A 16,621-nucleotide genomic window follows, 5' to 3' on the forward strand; every position below is an offset into this window, starting at 1 on the left:
GTCGGAGGTGTCCGGTACCACCCTAGTGGCCGGACCGTCGGGCTAGTCGCGCTTGCGCTTGCCCTGGTTGAAGATCCACGGCGAGATCGGATTGCCCTGCCACTTGGTGTTCGCCGGGACCGAGTCGCCGCGCATGACGAGTGAGGCCGGCCCGACGGTGGCACCGTCGCCCACCGACGACGCGGGGAGCGCGACGCAGTGCGGGCCGAGTGTGGCGCCCTTGCCGAGGACCACGGTGTCCATCGCCATGATCCGGTCGTGGAACAGGTGCGTCTGCACGACGCAGCCGCGGGAGACGGTGGCGGCGTCGCCGAGGGTCACGAGGTCGGCCTCGGGCAGCCAGTACGTCTCGCACCAGACGCCCCGGCCGATCTTCGCACCGAGCATGCGCAGCCACAGGTTCAGGATCGGCGTGCCGGTGGCGGCGTGCGCGAACCACGGCGCGGCGACGCACTCGACGAAGGCGTCGGAGAGCTCGTTGCGCCACACGAAGGAGGACCACAGCGGGTGCTCCTCGCGGCCGATCCGGCCGACCACCAGCCACTTCGCCGCGGCGGCGACACAGCACGCGATCGCGCCGGCGACGAGCAGCGTCACGCCCGAGAGCAGCGCCGCGAGCCACCAGCCGACGTTGATCGCGAAGTAGTTCAGCGCGACCAGTGTCGCCAGGCCCAGGCCGAAGCTGACGAAGACCGCGAGCAGGCGCGCCGTCTCGACGGAGCCGCGCGCCATGCGCAGGCCGAGCGACGGGTTGTAGGTGAACGTCGAATCGGTGTTGCCGGCGGTGCGGCGCAGCCGGACCGGGGGAGAGCCGAGCCAGGAGCTGCCGCTCTTCGCCTTCGACGGGGTGGCGCTCAGCACGGCCACCAGGCCGTCCTTGGGCACCCGTCGTCCCGGCCCCGTCATCCCGGAGTTGCCGAGGAAGGCGCGCTTGCCGATCTTGGCCTCGTCGATGCGCATCCAGCCGCCGCCGAGCTCGTAGCTGCCGACCATCGTGTCGTCGGCGAGGAAGGAGCCGTCGCCGATCGTGGTGAACTTGGGAATCACCATCGCGGTGGAGATCTCGGCGTCCTTGCCCACCGTGGTGCCCAGCATGCGGAACCAGATCGGCGTCAGCAGCGAGGCGTACAGCGGGAACAGGAAGGTGCGGGCGGCGTCCATGAGCCGCTCGGTGGCCCACACCTGCCAGCCGACGCGGCTGCGGACGGCGTGGTAACCGGGCTTGAGGCCGATCGCGAGCAACCGGACCGCGATGAGCGTGAGTAGCGCGTACACGGCGAGCGAGACGATCACGGCGATCGGCAGGATCGCCAGCGCGTGCAGCGCGGCCTCCTTGAGGTACGCGTCGTCGCGGACGAACCAGCCGATCAGCGCGAGGCCCGCGCCGATCGCGACCATGGGCAGGCCGGCCAGCAGGATCGAGCTGACGCCGTAGACGAACACCCAGTAGGGCTTGCGCGGCGGTCGATCGGCGGGCCACGGGTGCTCGGCCTTGCCGATCTTCTCCGCGGGGGAGCCCGCCCAGTGCTGCTTCGCTTTGACCTTCCCGAAGACCGCGGAGCCGGGCCCGATCTCGGCGCGGCGGCCGATCTTCGCGCCGGGCAGCAGCGTCGAGCGCGCCCCGATCGACGCCTCCTCACCGATGCTGATCGCGCCGATGTGCAGTTCGTCGCCGTCCAAGTAGTGCCCGGCGAGGTCGACCTCGGGCTCGACCGACGCATGGTCGCCCAGTTCGAGCATGCCCGTGACCGGCGGCAGCGCGTGCAGGTCGACGCCCCGGCCGATGGTCGCGCCGAGGGCGCGGGCGTAGTAGATCATCCACGGTGCGCCGGAGAGGTTCTCGGCGCCGGACGCGGCGGTGAAGCGCTCCGCGACCCACAGCCGCAGGTGCTCCGGTCCGCCGCGACGGTAGACGCCGGGCTTCAGTCCGCCCAGCAGCAGCCGGCACGCGATCACGGACAGCGCCATCCGGCCGATCGGCGTGATGAACACCAGGAACAGGACCAGAACCACCCACCAGCTCAGAGTGGGCAGCAGGACGGAGCCCGTCGCCCAGGCGAAGACGTTGTTGGCGATCGCCATCCAGGTCAGCCACTGGAGGCCCGTCAGCGTGGTGAGCGGGACCGACAGCAGGATCTGCGCGATCCCCGTCGAGCGCGGGGTGGGCCGGACCTCGCGCGGCTCGGCGACCTCCGCCGGCCGCAGCGAGTCGAGGTACGCGGCGAGCGAACCCAGCCGCGGGTGGTCGTAGAGGTCGGCGACCGTGACCGAGGGGTACTGCTCACGCAGCGCCGTGACCAGCTGCGCCGCGCTGAGCGAGCCGCCGCCCTCGGCGAAGAAGTCGGCGTCCTCGCTGGTGATCGAGGCACCGAGGATGCCGGACCAGCGCTCGGCGACCCACGCCGCGGTGCCGTCGAGATCGCCCGTGTCGGTGTCGTCGGAGCCCGGCAGGGGCCACGGCAGCGCATTGCGGTCCACCTTGCCCGAGGTCCGCGTGGGCAGCTCGTCCATGAGCGCGAGCCGGGGCACCAGCGCGGCCGGCAGTTCCTTGGCGAGCAACTCTCGGGCGGCCTTGAGGTCGAAGTCGGGGTCGGTCGACGCCAGGTAGCCGACCAGCATGGAGGTGCCCGCGGAGTTCTTCCGCACGGCGGCCGCGGCGCCCGATACCCCGGGGAGGTTCTGCAGGGCGTTGTCGACCTCGCCGAGCTCGATCCGTCGGCCGCCGACCTTCACCTGATCGTCGGCGCGGCCCTCGAAGAGCAGGCCCTCGGGCTCCAGGCGCACCAGGTCGCCGGACCGGTAGGCGCGCTCCCAGCCGAGGGTCTCCATCGGCGCGTACTTCTCGGCGTCCTTGGCCGGATCGAGGTAGCGGGCCAGGCCCACGCCGCCGATCACGAGTTCGCCGGACTGGCCCTCGGCCACGGGCAGCGACGTCGCGGGGTCCACGACCGCGAGATCCCAGCCCTCCAGCGGCAGGCCGATCCGGACGGGGCCCCGCCCGTCGAGGGGCGCGGCGCAGGCGACGACCGTCGCCTCGGTCGGGCCGTAGGTGTTCCACACCTCGCGGCCGTCGACGGCGAGCCGCTGCGCCAGCTCGGGCGGGCAGGCCTCGCCGCCGAAGATCAGCAGGCGGACGGCTTCGAGGGCCTCGGCGGGCCACATGGCGGCCAGCGTCGGCACCGTCGACACCACGGAGATGTCGCGGGAGACGAGCCACGGGCCGAGGTCCATGCCGGACCGGACGAGGGAGCGCGGCGCGGGGACGAGGCACGCACCGTGGCGCCAGGCGAGCCACATCTCCTCGCAGGAGGCGTCGAAGGCGACGGACAGGCCGGCGAGCACTCGGTCGCCGGGGCGCAGCGGCTCGTCCTGCAGGAACAGTCGCGCCTCCGCGTCGACGAAGGCGGCGGAGTTGCGGTTCGTGACGGCGACGCCCTTGGGCGTGCCGGTGGAACCGGAGGTGAAGATGATCCACGAGTCGTCGTAGGGCACGGGCAGGCGGTTCCCGGGCTCGACGGTGCCCGCCTCGATCGCTGCCGCGCGCTCCTTGGTCGACGGTGCGCGCCACAGCCCGTCGCCGGTGAAGATCGCGGCGGCGTGCGCCTCACCGAAGACGAGGTCGGCACGCTCCTGGGGATCGTCGGCGTCGACGGGGACGTACGCGGCACCCGCGGCGAGGGTCGACAGGATGGCCACGTAGAGGGAGCGGTGCCCCGACGGCATCCGAATGCCGACCCGGTCGCCGGCCTGTACGCCGCTGCGGCCGAGGAAGTCGGCGCCTTCGAGCACCTCCTCCCACAGCTCGGAGTAGGTCAGGACGACGTCACCGTCGTCGATGGCGGGGACCTCGGGGTAGGCATCGACGGTCGCCCGGAGGATGTCGATCAGGGTCCGCGGCTCCGGAGCCGAGGCGGACAGCAGGTACTGCGGGGGGATCTCGTTCGGGACCACGGTGGCCGACTTCCTCCGGTTATGCAGATGGGCACGACAGAGAACACAGAACTTCGCGTTGATTGTGTCAGGTCACAGGAATGCCGCAGCACGGGCTGGCGGCGCTAAGCTGGAAGCATAGATTACTGGCCAGTAACAAGGAGTGCTCGACATGGCCGTCATCGCCCATCGTGGCCGCAGTGCGCGTGCCGTGATCGTGCAGTGGTTCGTTCGCATAGTCATGAAGACGCTCTTCCGCGTCTTCCCGATGAGTGATCGGACGCTGCCGCTGCTGCGTGCCGCGGAGCCCTACCTGAGCCGGGTGCCGCAGTCCGTGCGTGGCGTCCGCATCGAGAAGATCACGCTCGGCGGCGTGCCGACCGAGCGCATCGTTCCCGACGGTGACGCCGACCCGCACCCCCGGGCCGCCCTCGTCTACTACCACGGCGGTGCGTTCATCGGCTGCAACCTCGACACCCATCGCAGGATCGCTGTGCTGCTGGCCCGTGGCCTTCGCGTGCCGGTCTACAACGTCGAATACAGGCAGTACCCCGACGGCGGCGTGGGCACGTCCGTCGCCGACGGTTTCGCGGCGTACCGCGAGCTGCTCGATTCGGGCGACTTCGACCGGATCCTGGTGGCGGGCGACTCGGCGGGCGGCTTCGTGTGCGCCAAGGTGATCCAGTACGCCGCCGAGGCGGGAATCCAGGGACCGACGGCCTTCGCCGGCTTCTCCCCGTTCCTCGACATCAGCGCCGGACTCGCGCGCACGTCGCGGCACGACGCGATGCTCCCGCTCGGCAAGATCCGCGGACTGCGCAAGGTGTTGGGCCGCGGGCCCGAGGCGCTGCGCGGCCCGGAGGACATGACCACCGACGAGACGGCGCGCTACTTCCCGCCGAGCATCCTGTTCGCCGCGAGTCGCGAGGCCCTGGAACTGGACTCGATGGAGCTGCACGCGTCGCTCGACCGGGCCGGGATCGAGAACGAGGTGCACATCTACGACGGTCAGGTGCACGCCTTCGTCGTCAGTGCCGGCCTGACCCCCGAGTCGTGGGCCGCGTACAAGACGGCCGTCGCCTTCCTCTCCGACCACCTCACGGAGGAGGAGGCGCCGAGCAGCGAAGCGGCCTGATCGCCGGTCACCGGCGCTCGTCGATCGCGGCGACCACGGCGGTCTGGCCCCGGTTCACCGCGTGCTGACGGGCCGTGACGCCGTCGCGGTCCGCGAGGTCGGGCCGCGCTCCCGCGTCGAGGACGAGGCGGACCGTCTCGACGTGGTTCGCATCACCGTTGCCGAGGATCACGGCCTCCAGCAGGCAGGTCCAGCCCGAGTCGTTCACGTGGTCGACGGCGACGCCGGCCGCGATCAGCAGCTTCACGTTCTCCACGTGCCCGTGCTCGCACGCCGGGATCAGCGCCGTCCCGCGATAGCGGTTGAGGCTGCGCACGTCGGCGCCGTGCCGCAGCGTCGAGGCGAGGATCTCGGTCATTCCCTCGGCGCCGGCGTACAGGTACGCGGAGTCCTGGATGTCGTCCTTCGCGTTCGGATCCGCGCCGGCGTCGAGCAGTGCCAGCGCGATCTGCGTGTGCCCGGACTTCGTCGCGGCCACCAGCGCGGTGCGGGCCCGCGTGATGCGGGCTTCGAGGTCCGCGCCGTCGGCGATCGCGGCACGGGTCGCCGCGAGGTCCCCGTCGGTGACGGCGCGCACCAGTGCCCGGGTCGCCTCCGGTGTCGGGGCGGGGCGCACCGTCGACGAGGAGGCGCCTCCGCTCGACGGTGCGGCGCTCGACCGGACGATCTCCGGAGCCGACGGTGCGGCCGGCGGCTGCTCCGCCGCACACCCGGCGAGCAGGATCGCCGCGCCGACCGCGGCGAGGCGTCTCACGGGGCGACGCCGGCGGCGCGGGCGTGCAGTGCGCGCACCTCGTCGGCGAGCGACGGCTCGGGGCCGGAGACGGGCACCGTCGGCGCGACGGCGTGGATCGGCAGCGGCACGACGGGGCCTGGGGCGACGCCCCACTCGGTGTGCCAGGCGACCAGTTGTGCGGTGCTGCCCGCGTAGACGATCCGGCCCAGGCCGACCCAGGCGTGCGCGGCGCTGCACATCGCGCAGTGCTCGCCGGACGTGTACGTCACCGCGGCGGTGCGTTGCTCGGGCGTGAGGTGTCCCGCGGCCCAGCGGGCGATCTCGAACTCGGGATGCCGTGTCGCATCGCCACCGGCGACCCGGTTGCGGTCCTCGAAGACGACCTCTCCGTCGTGGACGAGCAGGGAGCCGAAGGGCTCGTCTCCGTCGTCGAGGGCGGCGCGGGCCAGGTCGACGCAGCGACGCAGATGGGGCAGATCGGCGGTGGTGGGCGGGGAGACGGTCATCGCACGACCGTAGCCCGCCGTGCCGGTCTTGACCCTCCCCTCGGGGGGAGACCCCATACTCGATCCGTGACCACGCCGGGCCTCATGTCGATCGGGATGTTCTCCCGCGCAACCCTGCTCTCCGTCAAGCAGCTGCGGCGGTACCACGAGCAGGGCGTCCTCGTGCCCGCCGCGATCGACCCCGCGACGGGTTACCGGCTCTACGACGCGGCCCAGGTGCACGATGCCGCGGTGCTGACCCGGCTACGGGACCTGGACCTGCCGCTGGTCTCGGTAGCGCGGGTGCTCGAGGCGCGTGATCCCGAGGTGACCCGGGAGATCCTCGCGGAGCACGAGGCCGTGCTGCGCGAGCGACGGGCCGGGCTGGAGTGTGCCATCGTCGCGCTGCAGGACACGACGGCTCCCGTCGCGAACACCCCGATCCATCTGCGCGAGTTCGATGCGATCGACGTGCTCGAGATCGCGTCGGACGTCGAGCACGACCGCCTCCCCGAATTCCTCAATGCCGCGTACACCGAGCTCGAGGAGTGCGCCGCGGCCGCGGGCCTGACGGTGACGGGTCCCTCGCTCGCCGAATATCCGTCACAGGTCGCCGAGGTCGAGCGGGTCGCCGCACTGATCCCCGTCTCCGGCCCCGGCACGGTGACGGGGCGCGTGCGCAACAGGCGGCTGGACCGCGCACGGTGCGCCGTCGCCGTGCACCACGGCTCGTACGAGCGGTTCGACGAGACCTACGGGCAGCTCGGCGCGTGGGTCGCGCGGAACGCCACCGATGCGCGCGGGTCGATCATCGAGCGCTACCTCGTGGACCCCTGCGCGGCCGCGACCCCCGCGGACCTGCGCACCGAGATCTGGTGGCCCGTCGAGGCCGCCCCGACGAAGGAGAACTGACATGACCCTCACGCTGCAGATGATCAACCTGGACTGCGCCGATGTCGCCGGCCAGGCCGAGTTCTGGTCGCGAGCGCTCGGCGTACCCGTCGACGAGAACGACGGCAACGCCTTCATGCGCACCGTCGGGTATCAGAACCCCGCGCTGCCTCGAATGATGTTCCTCGCCGTGCCCGAGGGTAAGACGGTGAAGAACCGGATGCACCTGGACCTGCACGCCGACGACCGCGTGGCGGAGGTCGCCCGCCTCGTCGGGCTCGGCGCCACGACGGTGCGCGAGCACGACGAGTGGGGCGTCCAGTGGACGGTGCTGCAGGACCCCGAGGGCAACGAGTTCTGCGTCGCCCAGGGCTGACTCCTACGCCGCCTGATCGGCGAACTGCGTGCGGTACAGCTCGGCGTACCGCCCGCCCTGCGCGAGCAGGGCCTCGTGCGTCCCCCGCTCGACGATGCGCCCCGCCTCGAGCACGAGGATCTGGTCGGCGGCGCGGATCGTGGAGAGCCGGTGCGCGATCACGAGCGACGTCCGGTCGGCGAGCGCCTCGCCGAGCGCGGCCTGCACCGCGGCCTCGGACGTCGAATCCAGGTGCGCCGTGGCCTCGTCGAGGATGACGACCGAGGGTTGGGCCAGGAGCAGGCGCGCAATGGTCAGGCGCTGGCGCTCACCGCCGGAGAGGCGGTAGCCGCGCTCGCCGACGACGGTGTCCAGGCCGTCCGGAAGATGCTCCACGAGGTCCTCGAGCCGGGCGCGGCGCAGCGCGTCGTGGACCTCGGCCTCGGTGGCCTCCGGGTTCGCGAGCAGCAGGTTCGCGCGGATGCTGTCGTGGAAGAGGTGCCCGTCCTGGGTCACCAGGCCGACGGTGCTGTGCAGGCTCCGGGCCGTGATGTCGCGCAGGTCGACGCCGTTCAGCGTGATCGCGCCCGCGTCGGGGTCGTAGAGCCGGGTGGCGAGCTGGGCGATCGTCGACTTGCCGGCGCCGGAGCTGCCGACCAGCGCGACCATGGATCCGGGTGCCGCGGTGAAGTCGATCCCGTGCAGCACGGTCTCGCCGCCGCGGGTGTCGAGCTGCGCGACCTCCTCCAGCGATGCCAGCGAGACCTTTTCCGCGGAGGGGTAGGCGAAGTCGACCCCGTCGAACCGGAGCGCGGTGGGGCCCTTGGCGACGTCGATCGCGTCGGGGGCGTCGCGCACCATCGGCTCGAGGTCCAGCACCTCGAAGACGCGCTCGAAGGAGACGAGCGCCGTCATCACCTCGACCCGTGCGTTGGCGAGCGCGGTGAGCGGCACGTACAGGCGGGTCAGGAGCAGTGCGAGCGCGACGACGGCGCCGGCCTGCAGGTCGCCCCGGATCGCGTAGAAGCCGCCGAGGCCGTAGACCAGGGCCAGCGCGAGCGAACTGACCAGCGTCAGCATGGTCACGAAGGTCATCCGGGCCATCGCGGTGCGCACGCCGATGTCGCGGACGGCGCCCGCGCGCCAGGCGAACTCGTGCGACTCGATCTCCGGGCGGCCGTAGAGCTTGACCAGGGTGGCCCCGGGGGCGGAGAAGCGCTCCGTCATCTGGTCGCTCATGGACGCGTTGTGCCGGGCCGCGCGCCGCGACATCGCGGCGATCCTCCGGCCCATGCTGCGCGACGGGATGATGAAGACCGGCAACAGGATCAGCGCGAGCAGGGTGATCTGCCACGAGATGCTGAGCATGACGCCCAGCGTGAGCGCCAGGGTGACAAGGTTGGTGACGACGCCGGCCAGGGTGTCCGAGAAGGCGCGCTGCGCGCCGAGCACGTCGTTGTTGAGACGGCTCACCAGCGCGCCCGTGCGAGTACGCGTGAAGAAGGCCACCGGCATCGTCTGGACGTGGTCGAAGACCGCGGTGCGCAGCTGGTAGATCAGTCCCTCGCCGATTCGGGAGGAGAACCAGCGGGAGAGCAGATCGACCCCGGCGCCGACGATCGCGATCACGGCGATGAGAGCGGCGATCTCGACGACGGTGCTCGTCGGGCCGCCGCCCACGATGCGATCCACGACCTTGCCCGCGAGCAGGGGAGTGGCGACCGCGAGCAGCGCGGAGAAGACGGAGAGCAGCAGGAACGCGGTGAGGCGCCACCGGTGCGGGCGGGCGAACGGGCCCATCCGCCGCAACGTCTCACTCGGTCGCCGCGACGGTGCGTCGAGCGACCGGTTCCCTTGATACAGCGTGCTCCACGCGACCGACTCCATGCTCATGCATATAAGGCTAGGACCTCAAGTTACGTTCATGTCCAATGCGTTCGCTCGACGCGAAACCGGGAAGACGGCAGGTGGCGCGCGGTGGCACTGACCGGCCGACGTTCGCAGCTCGGGAGTCTGCGCCGCCGGCGGCAGGACCTCCGCTCCCACGCGGTTCACGGGGCGACCGGAGGCGTCTGCCGGGAGTGGCGGAATCGGACGTTCGAGCGCGTTCCGCTTGACAACCCTCGATCTTTACTTGAGTCTCAGTAGTCACAACAGTCACGTCAGCCCCACGGATGCGTGGCCGACGACGAAGGAGACCCGAGGATGCCCGTGTGGATCGACGGCGGCCCCCGGCGGTCGCGGCGCAGCCGCGCCCTGCGTGCCGCGCTCGTCGCTGCGGTGCCCGTGCTGGCGGTCGGTGGGGTGCTGGCGGGGACCGGAGGTCTTCCCGAGGCCGCCCTCGTCGACGCCCCGGGTGACGTCGCGCCGGGCGCGTCCGGCGGGCACGGTCGCGGTATGAGTCAGCTCGGGGCGCTCACGTACGCCAAACAGGGGTGGGACGCCCAGCGCATCCTGGCCTACTACTACCCGGGGACCTCGCTCGGCACCGTGCACACGGGACTCCCCGTCACGGTCCGCCTCAGCGAGCGCAGAAGCGTCGACGTGCTCGCGCCCGCCGGAGCCCTCGTCGGCGGCAAGCAGGTCGCGCCGGGCCAGGCCGTCAGCATCCAGGGGACCACCGCGACGATCCGGCAGGGCTGCGGCGGGCAGGTGCTCGGCACGGTCGACGCGGCGGACCGCACCATCAGCCCCCTCACGGCCGACCAGGGCATCGCCGCCGACCAGGTGCTGCGGTTCTGCAGCGACAACGCCCGGTACCGCGGGAAGCTCGTCTCCCGCGACGACGGCGTGCTCAACGTGGTCGGGATCGAGGACTACGTCCGCAGCGTGGTGCCCGTCGAGAACTCGCCCGGCTGGGCCGATCAGGGCGGCGTCGCCGCACTGCAGGCGCAGGCGATCGCGGCACGGTCCTACGTCCTGGTCCGCGGCGCCGAGCGCGGCGAGACCTTCGACGACACACAGGCCTCGCAGGTGTACGGCGGCGTCGACAAGGAGGATCCCCGCACCGACGCCGTCATCGTCAGCACCTACGGCCTCGTCATGGCCAAGGACGGCCGCGTCTTCGAGACCGAGTACGGCGCCTCCCGCGCGGACGACCCCGCAGCCCGGTAGGCGGCCGAACACCGTTACGGTCGGCGGACTCCCGGGTCGACGCGCTCACTGACGGTGTGCGATCGGACGCAGTAGTGTGAGTCGCATGGCGAAGTTGCAGCTGGGGTACAAGGCATCGGCGGAGCAGTTCGGTCCGCGCGAGTTGGTGGAGATCGCGGTGGCGGCGGAGGCCGCGGGTATGGATTCGGTCGCCGTGAGCGACCACTTCCAGCCGTGGCGCGTGAACGGCGGCCACGCCCCGTTCTCCCTCGCGTGGATGGCCGCCGTCGGCGAACGCACCGAGCGCGTGAAGATCGGTACGTCCGTCATGACGCCGACCTTCCGCTACAACCCCGCGGTGATCGCGCAGGCCTTCGCGAGCATGGCGTGCATGTACCCCGACCGCATCTTCCTCGGCGTGGGTTCGGGTGAGGCGCTCAACGAGTACGCCACCGGCTTCCAGGGCGAGTGGCCCGAGTTCAAGGAGCGATTCGCGCGGCTGCGCGAGTCGGTGCGCCTCATGCGCGAGCTGTGGTCCGGGGAGATCACGAACTTCGAGGGCGACTACTACCACACCAAGGACGCCGTCCTGTTCGACATCCCGGAGAAGCCGGTACCGGTCTACATCGCCGCCGGCGGCCCCGTGGTGGCGAAGTACGCGGGCCGCGCCGGCGACGGCATGATCTGCACCTCAGGCAAGGGGATGGAGCTCTACACGGACAAGCTCATCCCCGCCGCGAAGGAGGGTTCCGAGATCGCGGGCCGCGACTTCGGTGCGCTCGACAAGATGATCGAGATCAAGATCAGCTACGACCCGGATCCCGAACTCGCGCTGGAGAACACGCGGTTCTGGGCGCCGCTCTCCCTCACCGCGGAGCAGAAGCACTCGGTGAACAGCTCGGCCGAGATGGAGCGCCTCGCCGACGAGCTGCCCATCGAGCAGGTCGCCAAGCGCTGGATCGTCGCCTCCGACCCCGACGAGGCCGTCGCCGCCGTCAAGCAGTACGTCGACGCGGGTCTCAACCACCTCGTCTTCCACGCCCCCGGACACGATCAGCAGCGGTTCCTGGACAACTTCCGGCGTGATCTCGAGCCCCGCCTGCGTTCGCTCGGCTGAGCCGCGGCTGCGATAGTAAATCCCATGGCCGCGGATCGAGCACCGAAAACGACCAGCATCTACATCGCCTCCCCGGAGGGCGACACCGGCAAGTCCACCATCGCGCTCGGCGCGATGAACCTGCTCACGTCCACCGGGTGGACGATCGGCGTCTTCCGGCCGATCCCGCGCTCCACGGGTGAGCAGCGCGACTACATCCTGGAACTGCTCATCGAGCAGGCCACGGCCGAGCTCGAGTACGAGGAGTGCGTCGGGGTCGGCTACGAGCAGGTGCACGAGGATCCGGACGCCGCGATCGCCGAGATCGTGAACCGGTTCCACGCCGTCGCCGACAAGTGCGACTTCGTGCTGGTGCTGGGCTCCGACTACACCGACGTGACCACGCCGACGGAGCTGTCCTTCAACGCCCGGATCGCCGCCAACCTCGGCTCGTCGATCCTGCTCGCGGTGAAGGCGCTCGACCGCACGCCCGAGCAGGTGGTCGCCGTCGCCGAGCAGTCGATGGCCGAGATCCGGGCCAACCACGCCCACACCGCCTCGATCATCGCGAACCGGTGCGACCCGCGACAGCTCGAGGCGGTGTGCGAGGCGCTCAAGGCCGGCACCGGGCTGCCCGTCTGGGTGCTCCCCGAGGAGCCCGTTCTCACCGCGCCCACGATCGGCGAGCTGATGGAGGCGATGGACGGCAAGCTGCTCTGGGGCGACCCGGAACTGCTCTCCCGCGAGGCGATGTCCGTGCTGGTCGCCGGCATGACCGCCGAGCACAGCCTGGAACGGGTCACCGAGGGGGTGGCCGTGATCGCCGCGGGCGATCGCTCGGAGGTGCTGCTCGCCATGGTCACCGCGCACCGGGCGAAGGGCTTCCCCTCGCTGGCCGGGATCATCCTCAACGGCGGGTACATGCCGCACCCGATGACCGCGGCGCTGGTCGACGGCCTCAAGCCCAACGTGCCGATCATCGCCGTGGAGCACGGCACGTACGAGACCGCACGGCTGGCGGCGAAGACCCGCGGCCGCGTGGGTCCCGGCTCCGAGCGCAAGGTGGACCTCGCCATCGCGCTCACCGAGAAGTACGTGGTCTCCGACGCGCTACTGGAGGCGCTGCAGGTCTCCAACCCGGGGGTCGTGACCCCGCAGATGTTCGAGTACAACCTCATCGCGCGGGCTCGCGCCGACCGGAAGCGGATCGTGCTGCCCGAGGGCGGCGACGACCGCATCCTGCGCGCCGCCGGCCGGTTGCTGCAGCGCGAGGTGGCCGACCTGACCATCCTCGGACAGGAGTCGCGGGTGCGGGCCCGCGCCGCCGAGCTGGGCGTCGACCTCGGAGACACCGATGTGATCGATCCCAAGCGCGCGACCGACCTGGTCGAGAAGTTCGCCCAGGCCTACTACGAGCTGCGCAAGCACAAGGGCATGACGCTCGAGCGCGCCGCCGAGGCCGTGGTGGACGTCAGCTACTTCGGCACGATGATGGTGCACCTCGGCATGGCCGACGGCATGGTCTCCGGCGCCGCGCACACCACTGCGCACACCATCCGGCCGTCCTTCGAGATCATCAAGACCAGGCCCGGGGTTTCGACGGTGTCGTCGATCTTCCTGATGTGCCTGGCGGACAAGGTGCTCGCCTACGGCGACTGCGCCGTCGTGCCCGATCCGTCGGAGACGCAGCTGGCCGACATCGCGATCTCCTCGGCGCAGACCGCGTCCCAGTTCGGGATCGACCCTCGGGTCGCGATGCTCTCGTACTCCACGGGGGAGTCCGGCACCGGGGCGGACGTCGACAAGGTGCGCGCCGCCACCGCGCTGGTCCGCGAGCGTGCGCCGGAACTGTTGGTGGAGGGCCCGATCCAGTACGACGCGGCCGTCGATCCCGGAGTCGCCGCCTCGAAGATGCCCGATTCGGCGGTGGCGGGCAGGGCGACGGTGCTCGTCTTCCCCGACCTCAACACGGGCAACAACACCTACAAGGCCGTGCAGCGCTCGGCGGGCGCCGTCGCGATCGGCCCGGTGCTGCAGGGCCTCAACGCCCCGATCAACGACCTCTCGCGGGGCGCGCTGGTCGAGGACATCGTCAACACCGTCGCCATCACGGCCATCCAGGCCCAGGCCTTCGCGGCGGAGCGCGCCGCGGGAGGGGAGCGGGCATGAGCGCCGTCGCGGGTACCGTCCTGGTCCTCAACTCCGGATCGTCGTCGCTGAAGTACCAACTGCTGCACCCGGAGACGGGCGAGGTGGTGCACGGCGGCATCGTCGAGCGGATCGGCGAGACCGAGGTGCCGGACCACAAGGCCGCGCTGCGACAGGTCTTCGAGGAGTTCGCGGCCCGCGGGCTCGACCTCACCGACGGTGCCGGCACCCCTGCGGGGATCACCGCCGTCGGGCACCGCGTGGTGCACGGCGGCCGGTCCTTCCACGCGCCCACACTCATCGACGATCACGTGCTCGCCGAGATCCGCCGGCTCAGTTCGCTGGCGCCGCTGCACAACCCGGCCAACGCGCAGGGCATCGAGGTGGCGCGCGAGCTGCTGCCCGGCGTGAAGCAGGTCGCGGTCTTCGACACCGCCTTCTTCTTCGACCTGCCGCCCGCGGCCGCCACGTACGCGATCGACCGGGAGCTCGCCGCCGAGCACGCCTTGCGCCGCTACGGCTTCCACGGCACCTCGCACGAGTACGTCTCGCAACAGGCCGCGAAGTTCCTGGGGCGTCCGACGACCGAGGTGAACCAGATCGTGCTGCACCTCGGCAACGGGGCATCCGCCTCGGCGGTCCGCGGCGGCCGCGCGGTCGACACGTCGATGGGCCTGACCCCGCTCGAGGGCCTCGTCATGGGCACCCGCAGCGGCGACGTCGACCCGGGGCTGGTGCTCCACCTCGGCCGCTCGCTCGGCATGAGCATCGACCAGATCGACGACCTGCTCAACCGGCGCTCAGGACTCAAGGGCCTCGCCGGCGAGAACGACTTCCGCGCGCTACGCGCCCTGATCGACGAGGGCGACGAGCACGCGAAACTCGCCTACGACGTGTACATCCACCGCCTCCGCCGGTACATCGGCGCCTATCTCGTCGACCTCGGCGGCGCCGACGCCATCACCTTCACGGCCGGTGTGGGGGAGAACGCCGCACAGGTGCGCGCCGACGCCCTCGCCGGGTTGGAGGGCTTCGGCATCGTCGTCGACCCGGAGCGCAACGCCGGCCGCATCACCGAGCCCACCCGGATCTCGCTCGTCGGCGACCCCGCCGCGACCGTCGCCGTGCTCGTGGTCCCGACCAACGAGGAGCTCGCGATCGCCCGCGAAGCAGCGGCACTCTGATGCCCCTCGGGCGCCTGGCGGGGATCGAGGACGACGGGGCCGATTACGGCTCGCCGCTCCTCGGTACCCGTACGGAGGGCGCCCGGCAGCGCAGGGCCCGCACCGTCGCGCTGATCTCCGTGAGCTCGTCGGTCGCGACGCTCCTCGGCGGCGGCTTCGCCGCGATGCTCATCGTGGTCGGCATCCCCGAGCCCTCGGTGCAACGGCCCGAGCTGCAGACCGTCAACACCGTGGCCGTCCCGTCGTACATCGCGGCCGGCCTCGTCCTGGGCCACCTGTACACGTTCTGGCTCGTCTACCGTTCGCTGCGGTGGACGGGCGGCGACGGTCCGCCGACGCAGCAGGAGGCGTCCGACGCCCTGGCGCTGCCGCGCCGCCTCTACTGGTTCGAGATGGCCGCGTGGCTGTGCGCCGCGATCCTGTTCGGCTGGCTCTACGGCCGGGTCGACCCCAACCTGGTGCCGAAGGTCTCGCTGGTCGTCCTGGGTGCCGGGCTGATGACCTCCGGTGTCGTCCGGGTCCTGACGGAGTTCAGCCTCCGCCCGGTGACCGCGATCGCCCTCCAGGTGACCCGCCCCGAGCCGCGCCATCAGAGTCTGCAGGGACGCTCGCTGCGGCTCTGGCTGCTGGGTTCGGGCCTGCCCTTCCTCGGCGTGATCACCGTGGCGCTGTTCGCGCTCTTCGAACCCGCCGCCACCGTCCGCGGCATCGCCGTGAGCATGTGCGTGCTCGCCGCGGGCGGCTTCTTCGCCGGGATGACCTTCAACCTGCTCTCGTCCTCGCGCGTCTCGGCGCCGGTCAAGAGCGTGACGACCGGTATGCGCCGGGTCTCCGAGGGGCGGTACGACACCGAGGTCGTGGTCTACGACGGCACCTCGCTGGGCGATCTGCAGTCCGGGTTCAACGCCATGGCCGCGGGGCTGCGCGAACGGGAGCGGGTGCGCGACCTGTACGCCCGGCAGGTGGGCGAGCAGGTCGCCCGCGCGACGATCGAGCAGGAGCCCGAGCTGGGCGGCGTCGAGCAGACCGTCGCGGTGATCTTCATCGATCTGGTCGGTTCCACGGCGCTGGCCGCCGAGCGTCCGGCCGCCGAGGTCGTCCAGATCCTCAACCGGTTCTGCGGCGTTGTCGTGGCCGAGGTGAACAGCCGCGGCGGCCTGGTCAACAAGTTCGAGGGCGACGCGGTGCTCGCGATCTTCGGCGCGCCCGCCCCGCTGACCGACCCCGCCGGCGCCGCGCTGTCGGCGTCCCGGGCGATGATGCGGCGGCTCGCCCGGGAGGTGCCGGAGGTGCGTGCCGGATGTGGCGTCACCTACGGCACCGTCGTCGCCGGATACGTCGGCGCCGCGGATCGTTTCGAATACACCGTGATCGGCGACCCCGTCAACGAGGCCGCGCGGCTGTCGACCTACGCCAAGGAGGACCCGACGGTGCCGTGGGCCTCCGGCTCGGCCTTCGACGCGGCCGAGCCCGCCGAGCGGCGGCGGTGGCGAGAGGGACCGACCGAGGTGCTCCGCGGACGCAACCAGCCGACGTGGATGTTCCTGGCGAAGCACTGAGCGGCGGCG

The 16,621-nt window shown here is 71.3% G+C and carries 12 protein-coding genes; 8 read left to right on the top strand and 4 right to left on the bottom strand.

The features are described 5' to 3' along the window. Positions 1-42: 42 nt before the first annotated feature. Positions 43-3,951, bottom strand: coding sequence for a Pls/PosA family non-ribosomal peptide synthetase (locus tag FK530_RS01180; RefSeq protein WP_191834103.1), 3,909 nt, complete (start codon positions 3,949-3,951; stop codon positions 43-45). Positions 3,952-4,102: 151 nt separating this feature from the next. Here FK530_RS01180 and FK530_RS01185 point away from each other — a divergent pair, with 151 nt between their 5' ends. Next, positions 4,103-5,065 (top strand): alpha/beta hydrolase, encoded by a 963-nt coding sequence (locus FK530_RS01185; protein WP_146485156.1) that lies wholly within the window; start codon positions 4,103-4,105, stop codon positions 5,063-5,065. A 7-nt stretch (positions 5,066-5,072) separates the two neighbouring features. Here the strand turns inward: FK530_RS01185 and FK530_RS01190 are convergent, their stop codons facing one another. Both FK530_RS01190 and FK530_RS01195 read right to left on the bottom strand, forming a co-directional pair. Beyond that, the gene (locus tag FK530_RS01190) at positions 5,073-5,819 is read right to left on the bottom strand and encodes an ankyrin repeat domain-containing protein (RefSeq protein ID WP_231706449.1); all 747 of its coding nucleotides are present in this window, start codon (positions 5,817-5,819) and stop codon (positions 5,073-5,075) included. Continuing rightward, positions 5,816-6,307 carry a nucleoside deaminase gene (locus FK530_RS01195; RefSeq protein ID WP_146485157.1) on the bottom strand — a complete coding sequence of 164 codons (492 nt, stop codon included), beginning with the start codon at positions 6,305-6,307 and terminating at the stop codon, positions 5,816-5,818. Before FK530_RS01195 ends, FK530_RS01190 begins: the two co-directional genes overlap by 4 nt. Positions 6,308-6,373: 66 nt before the next feature. Here FK530_RS01195 and FK530_RS01200 point away from each other — a divergent pair, with 66 nt between their 5' ends. Together FK530_RS01200 and FK530_RS01205 are read left to right on the top strand one after the other, a co-directional pair. Then, positions 6,374-7,198, top strand: coding sequence for a MerR family transcriptional regulator (locus tag FK530_RS01200; RefSeq protein ID WP_158644998.1), 825 nt, complete (start codon positions 6,374-6,376; stop codon positions 7,196-7,198). Position 7,199: 1 nt separating this feature from the next. Then, entirely contained in the window at positions 7,200-7,553 is a 354-nt protein-coding gene (locus FK530_RS01205) for a VOC family protein (RefSeq protein ID WP_146485159.1), read from the top strand. Positions 7,554-7,556: 3 nt separating this feature from the next. Here the strand turns inward: FK530_RS01205 and FK530_RS01210 are convergent, their stop codons facing one another. Continuing rightward, positions 7,557-9,425, bottom strand: coding sequence for an ABC transporter ATP-binding protein (locus FK530_RS01210; RefSeq protein WP_146485160.1), 1,869 nt, complete (start codon positions 9,423-9,425; stop codon positions 7,557-7,559). A 312-nt stretch (positions 9,426-9,737) separates the two neighbouring features. Between FK530_RS01210 and FK530_RS01215 the strand changes: the two genes are divergently transcribed. The 5 genes from FK530_RS01215 to FK530_RS01235 all read left to right on the top strand — a co-directional run bounded on the left by FK530_RS01215 (position 9,738) and on the right by FK530_RS01235 (position 16,612). Further along, the gene (locus tag FK530_RS01215; RefSeq protein ID WP_146485161.1) at positions 9,738-10,646 is read left to right on the top strand and encodes a SpoIID/LytB domain-containing protein; all 909 of its coding nucleotides are present in this window, start codon (positions 9,738-9,740) and stop codon (positions 10,644-10,646) included. An 85-nt stretch (positions 10,647-10,731) separates the two neighbouring features. Further along, positions 10,732-11,742, top strand: a complete 1,011-nt coding sequence (gene fgd, locus FK530_RS01220; protein ID WP_146485162.1) for a glucose-6-phosphate dehydrogenase (coenzyme-F420) — start codon at positions 10,732-10,734, stop codon at positions 11,740-11,742. 24 nt (positions 11,743-11,766) lie between these two features. Next, positions 11,767-13,890, top strand: coding sequence for a phosphate acetyltransferase (pta, locus tag FK530_RS01225; RefSeq protein WP_146485163.1), 2,124 nt, complete (start codon positions 11,767-11,769; stop codon positions 13,888-13,890). Beyond that, a complete protein-coding gene (locus FK530_RS01230) occupies positions 13,887-15,053 on the top strand; it encodes an acetate kinase (protein WP_146485164.1) in 1,167 nt (388 codons plus the stop codon). Before pta ends, FK530_RS01230 begins: the two co-directional genes overlap by 4 nt. Continuing rightward, complete coding sequence (locus tag FK530_RS01235) at positions 15,053-16,612, top strand: adenylate/guanylate cyclase domain-containing protein (protein WP_146485165.1); 1,560 nt, start codon at positions 15,053-15,055, stop codon at positions 16,610-16,612. The genes FK530_RS01230 and FK530_RS01235 overlap by 1 nt, the downstream gene beginning before the upstream one ends. The last annotated feature ends 9 nt before the right edge of the window (positions 16,613-16,621 follow it).

This window comes from Tsukamurella conjunctivitidis (genome assembly GCF_007858475.1).
GTDB classification, from domain to species: Bacteria; Actinomycetota; Actinomycetes; order Mycobacteriales; family Mycobacteriaceae; genus Tsukamurella; species Tsukamurella conjunctivitidis.

Coding starts and splice junctions, on each gene's coding strand:
- FK530_RS01185 (WP_146485156.1), top strand. CDS start 4,103: ATGGCCGTCATCGCCCATCGTGGCCGCAGTGCGCGTGCCGTGATCGTG.
- FK530_RS01195 (WP_146485157.1), bottom strand. CDS start 6,307: ATGACCGTCTCCCCGCCCACCACCGCCGATCTGCCCCATCTGCGTCGC.
- FK530_RS01205 (WP_146485159.1), top strand. CDS start 7,200: ATGACCCTCACGCTGCAGATGATCAACCTGGACTGCGCCGATGTCGCC.
- FK530_RS01210 (WP_146485160.1), bottom strand. CDS start 9,425: ATGAGCATGGAGTCGGTCGCGTGGAGCACGCTGTATCAAGGGAACCGG.
- FK530_RS01215 (WP_146485161.1), top strand. CDS start 9,738: ATGCCCGTGTGGATCGACGGCGGCCCCCGGCGGTCGCGGCGCAGCCGC.
- fgd (WP_146485162.1), top strand. CDS start 10,732: ATGGCGAAGTTGCAGCTGGGGTACAAGGCATCGGCGGAGCAGTTCGGT.
- pta (WP_146485163.1), top strand. CDS start 11,767: ATGGCCGCGGATCGAGCACCGAAAACGACCAGCATCTACATCGCCTCC.
- FK530_RS01230 (WP_146485164.1), top strand. CDS start 13,887: ATGAGCGCCGTCGCGGGTACCGTCCTGGTCCTCAACTCCGGATCGTCG.
- FK530_RS01235 (WP_146485165.1), top strand. CDS start 15,053: ATGCCCCTCGGGCGCCTGGCGGGGATCGAGGACGACGGGGCCGATTAC.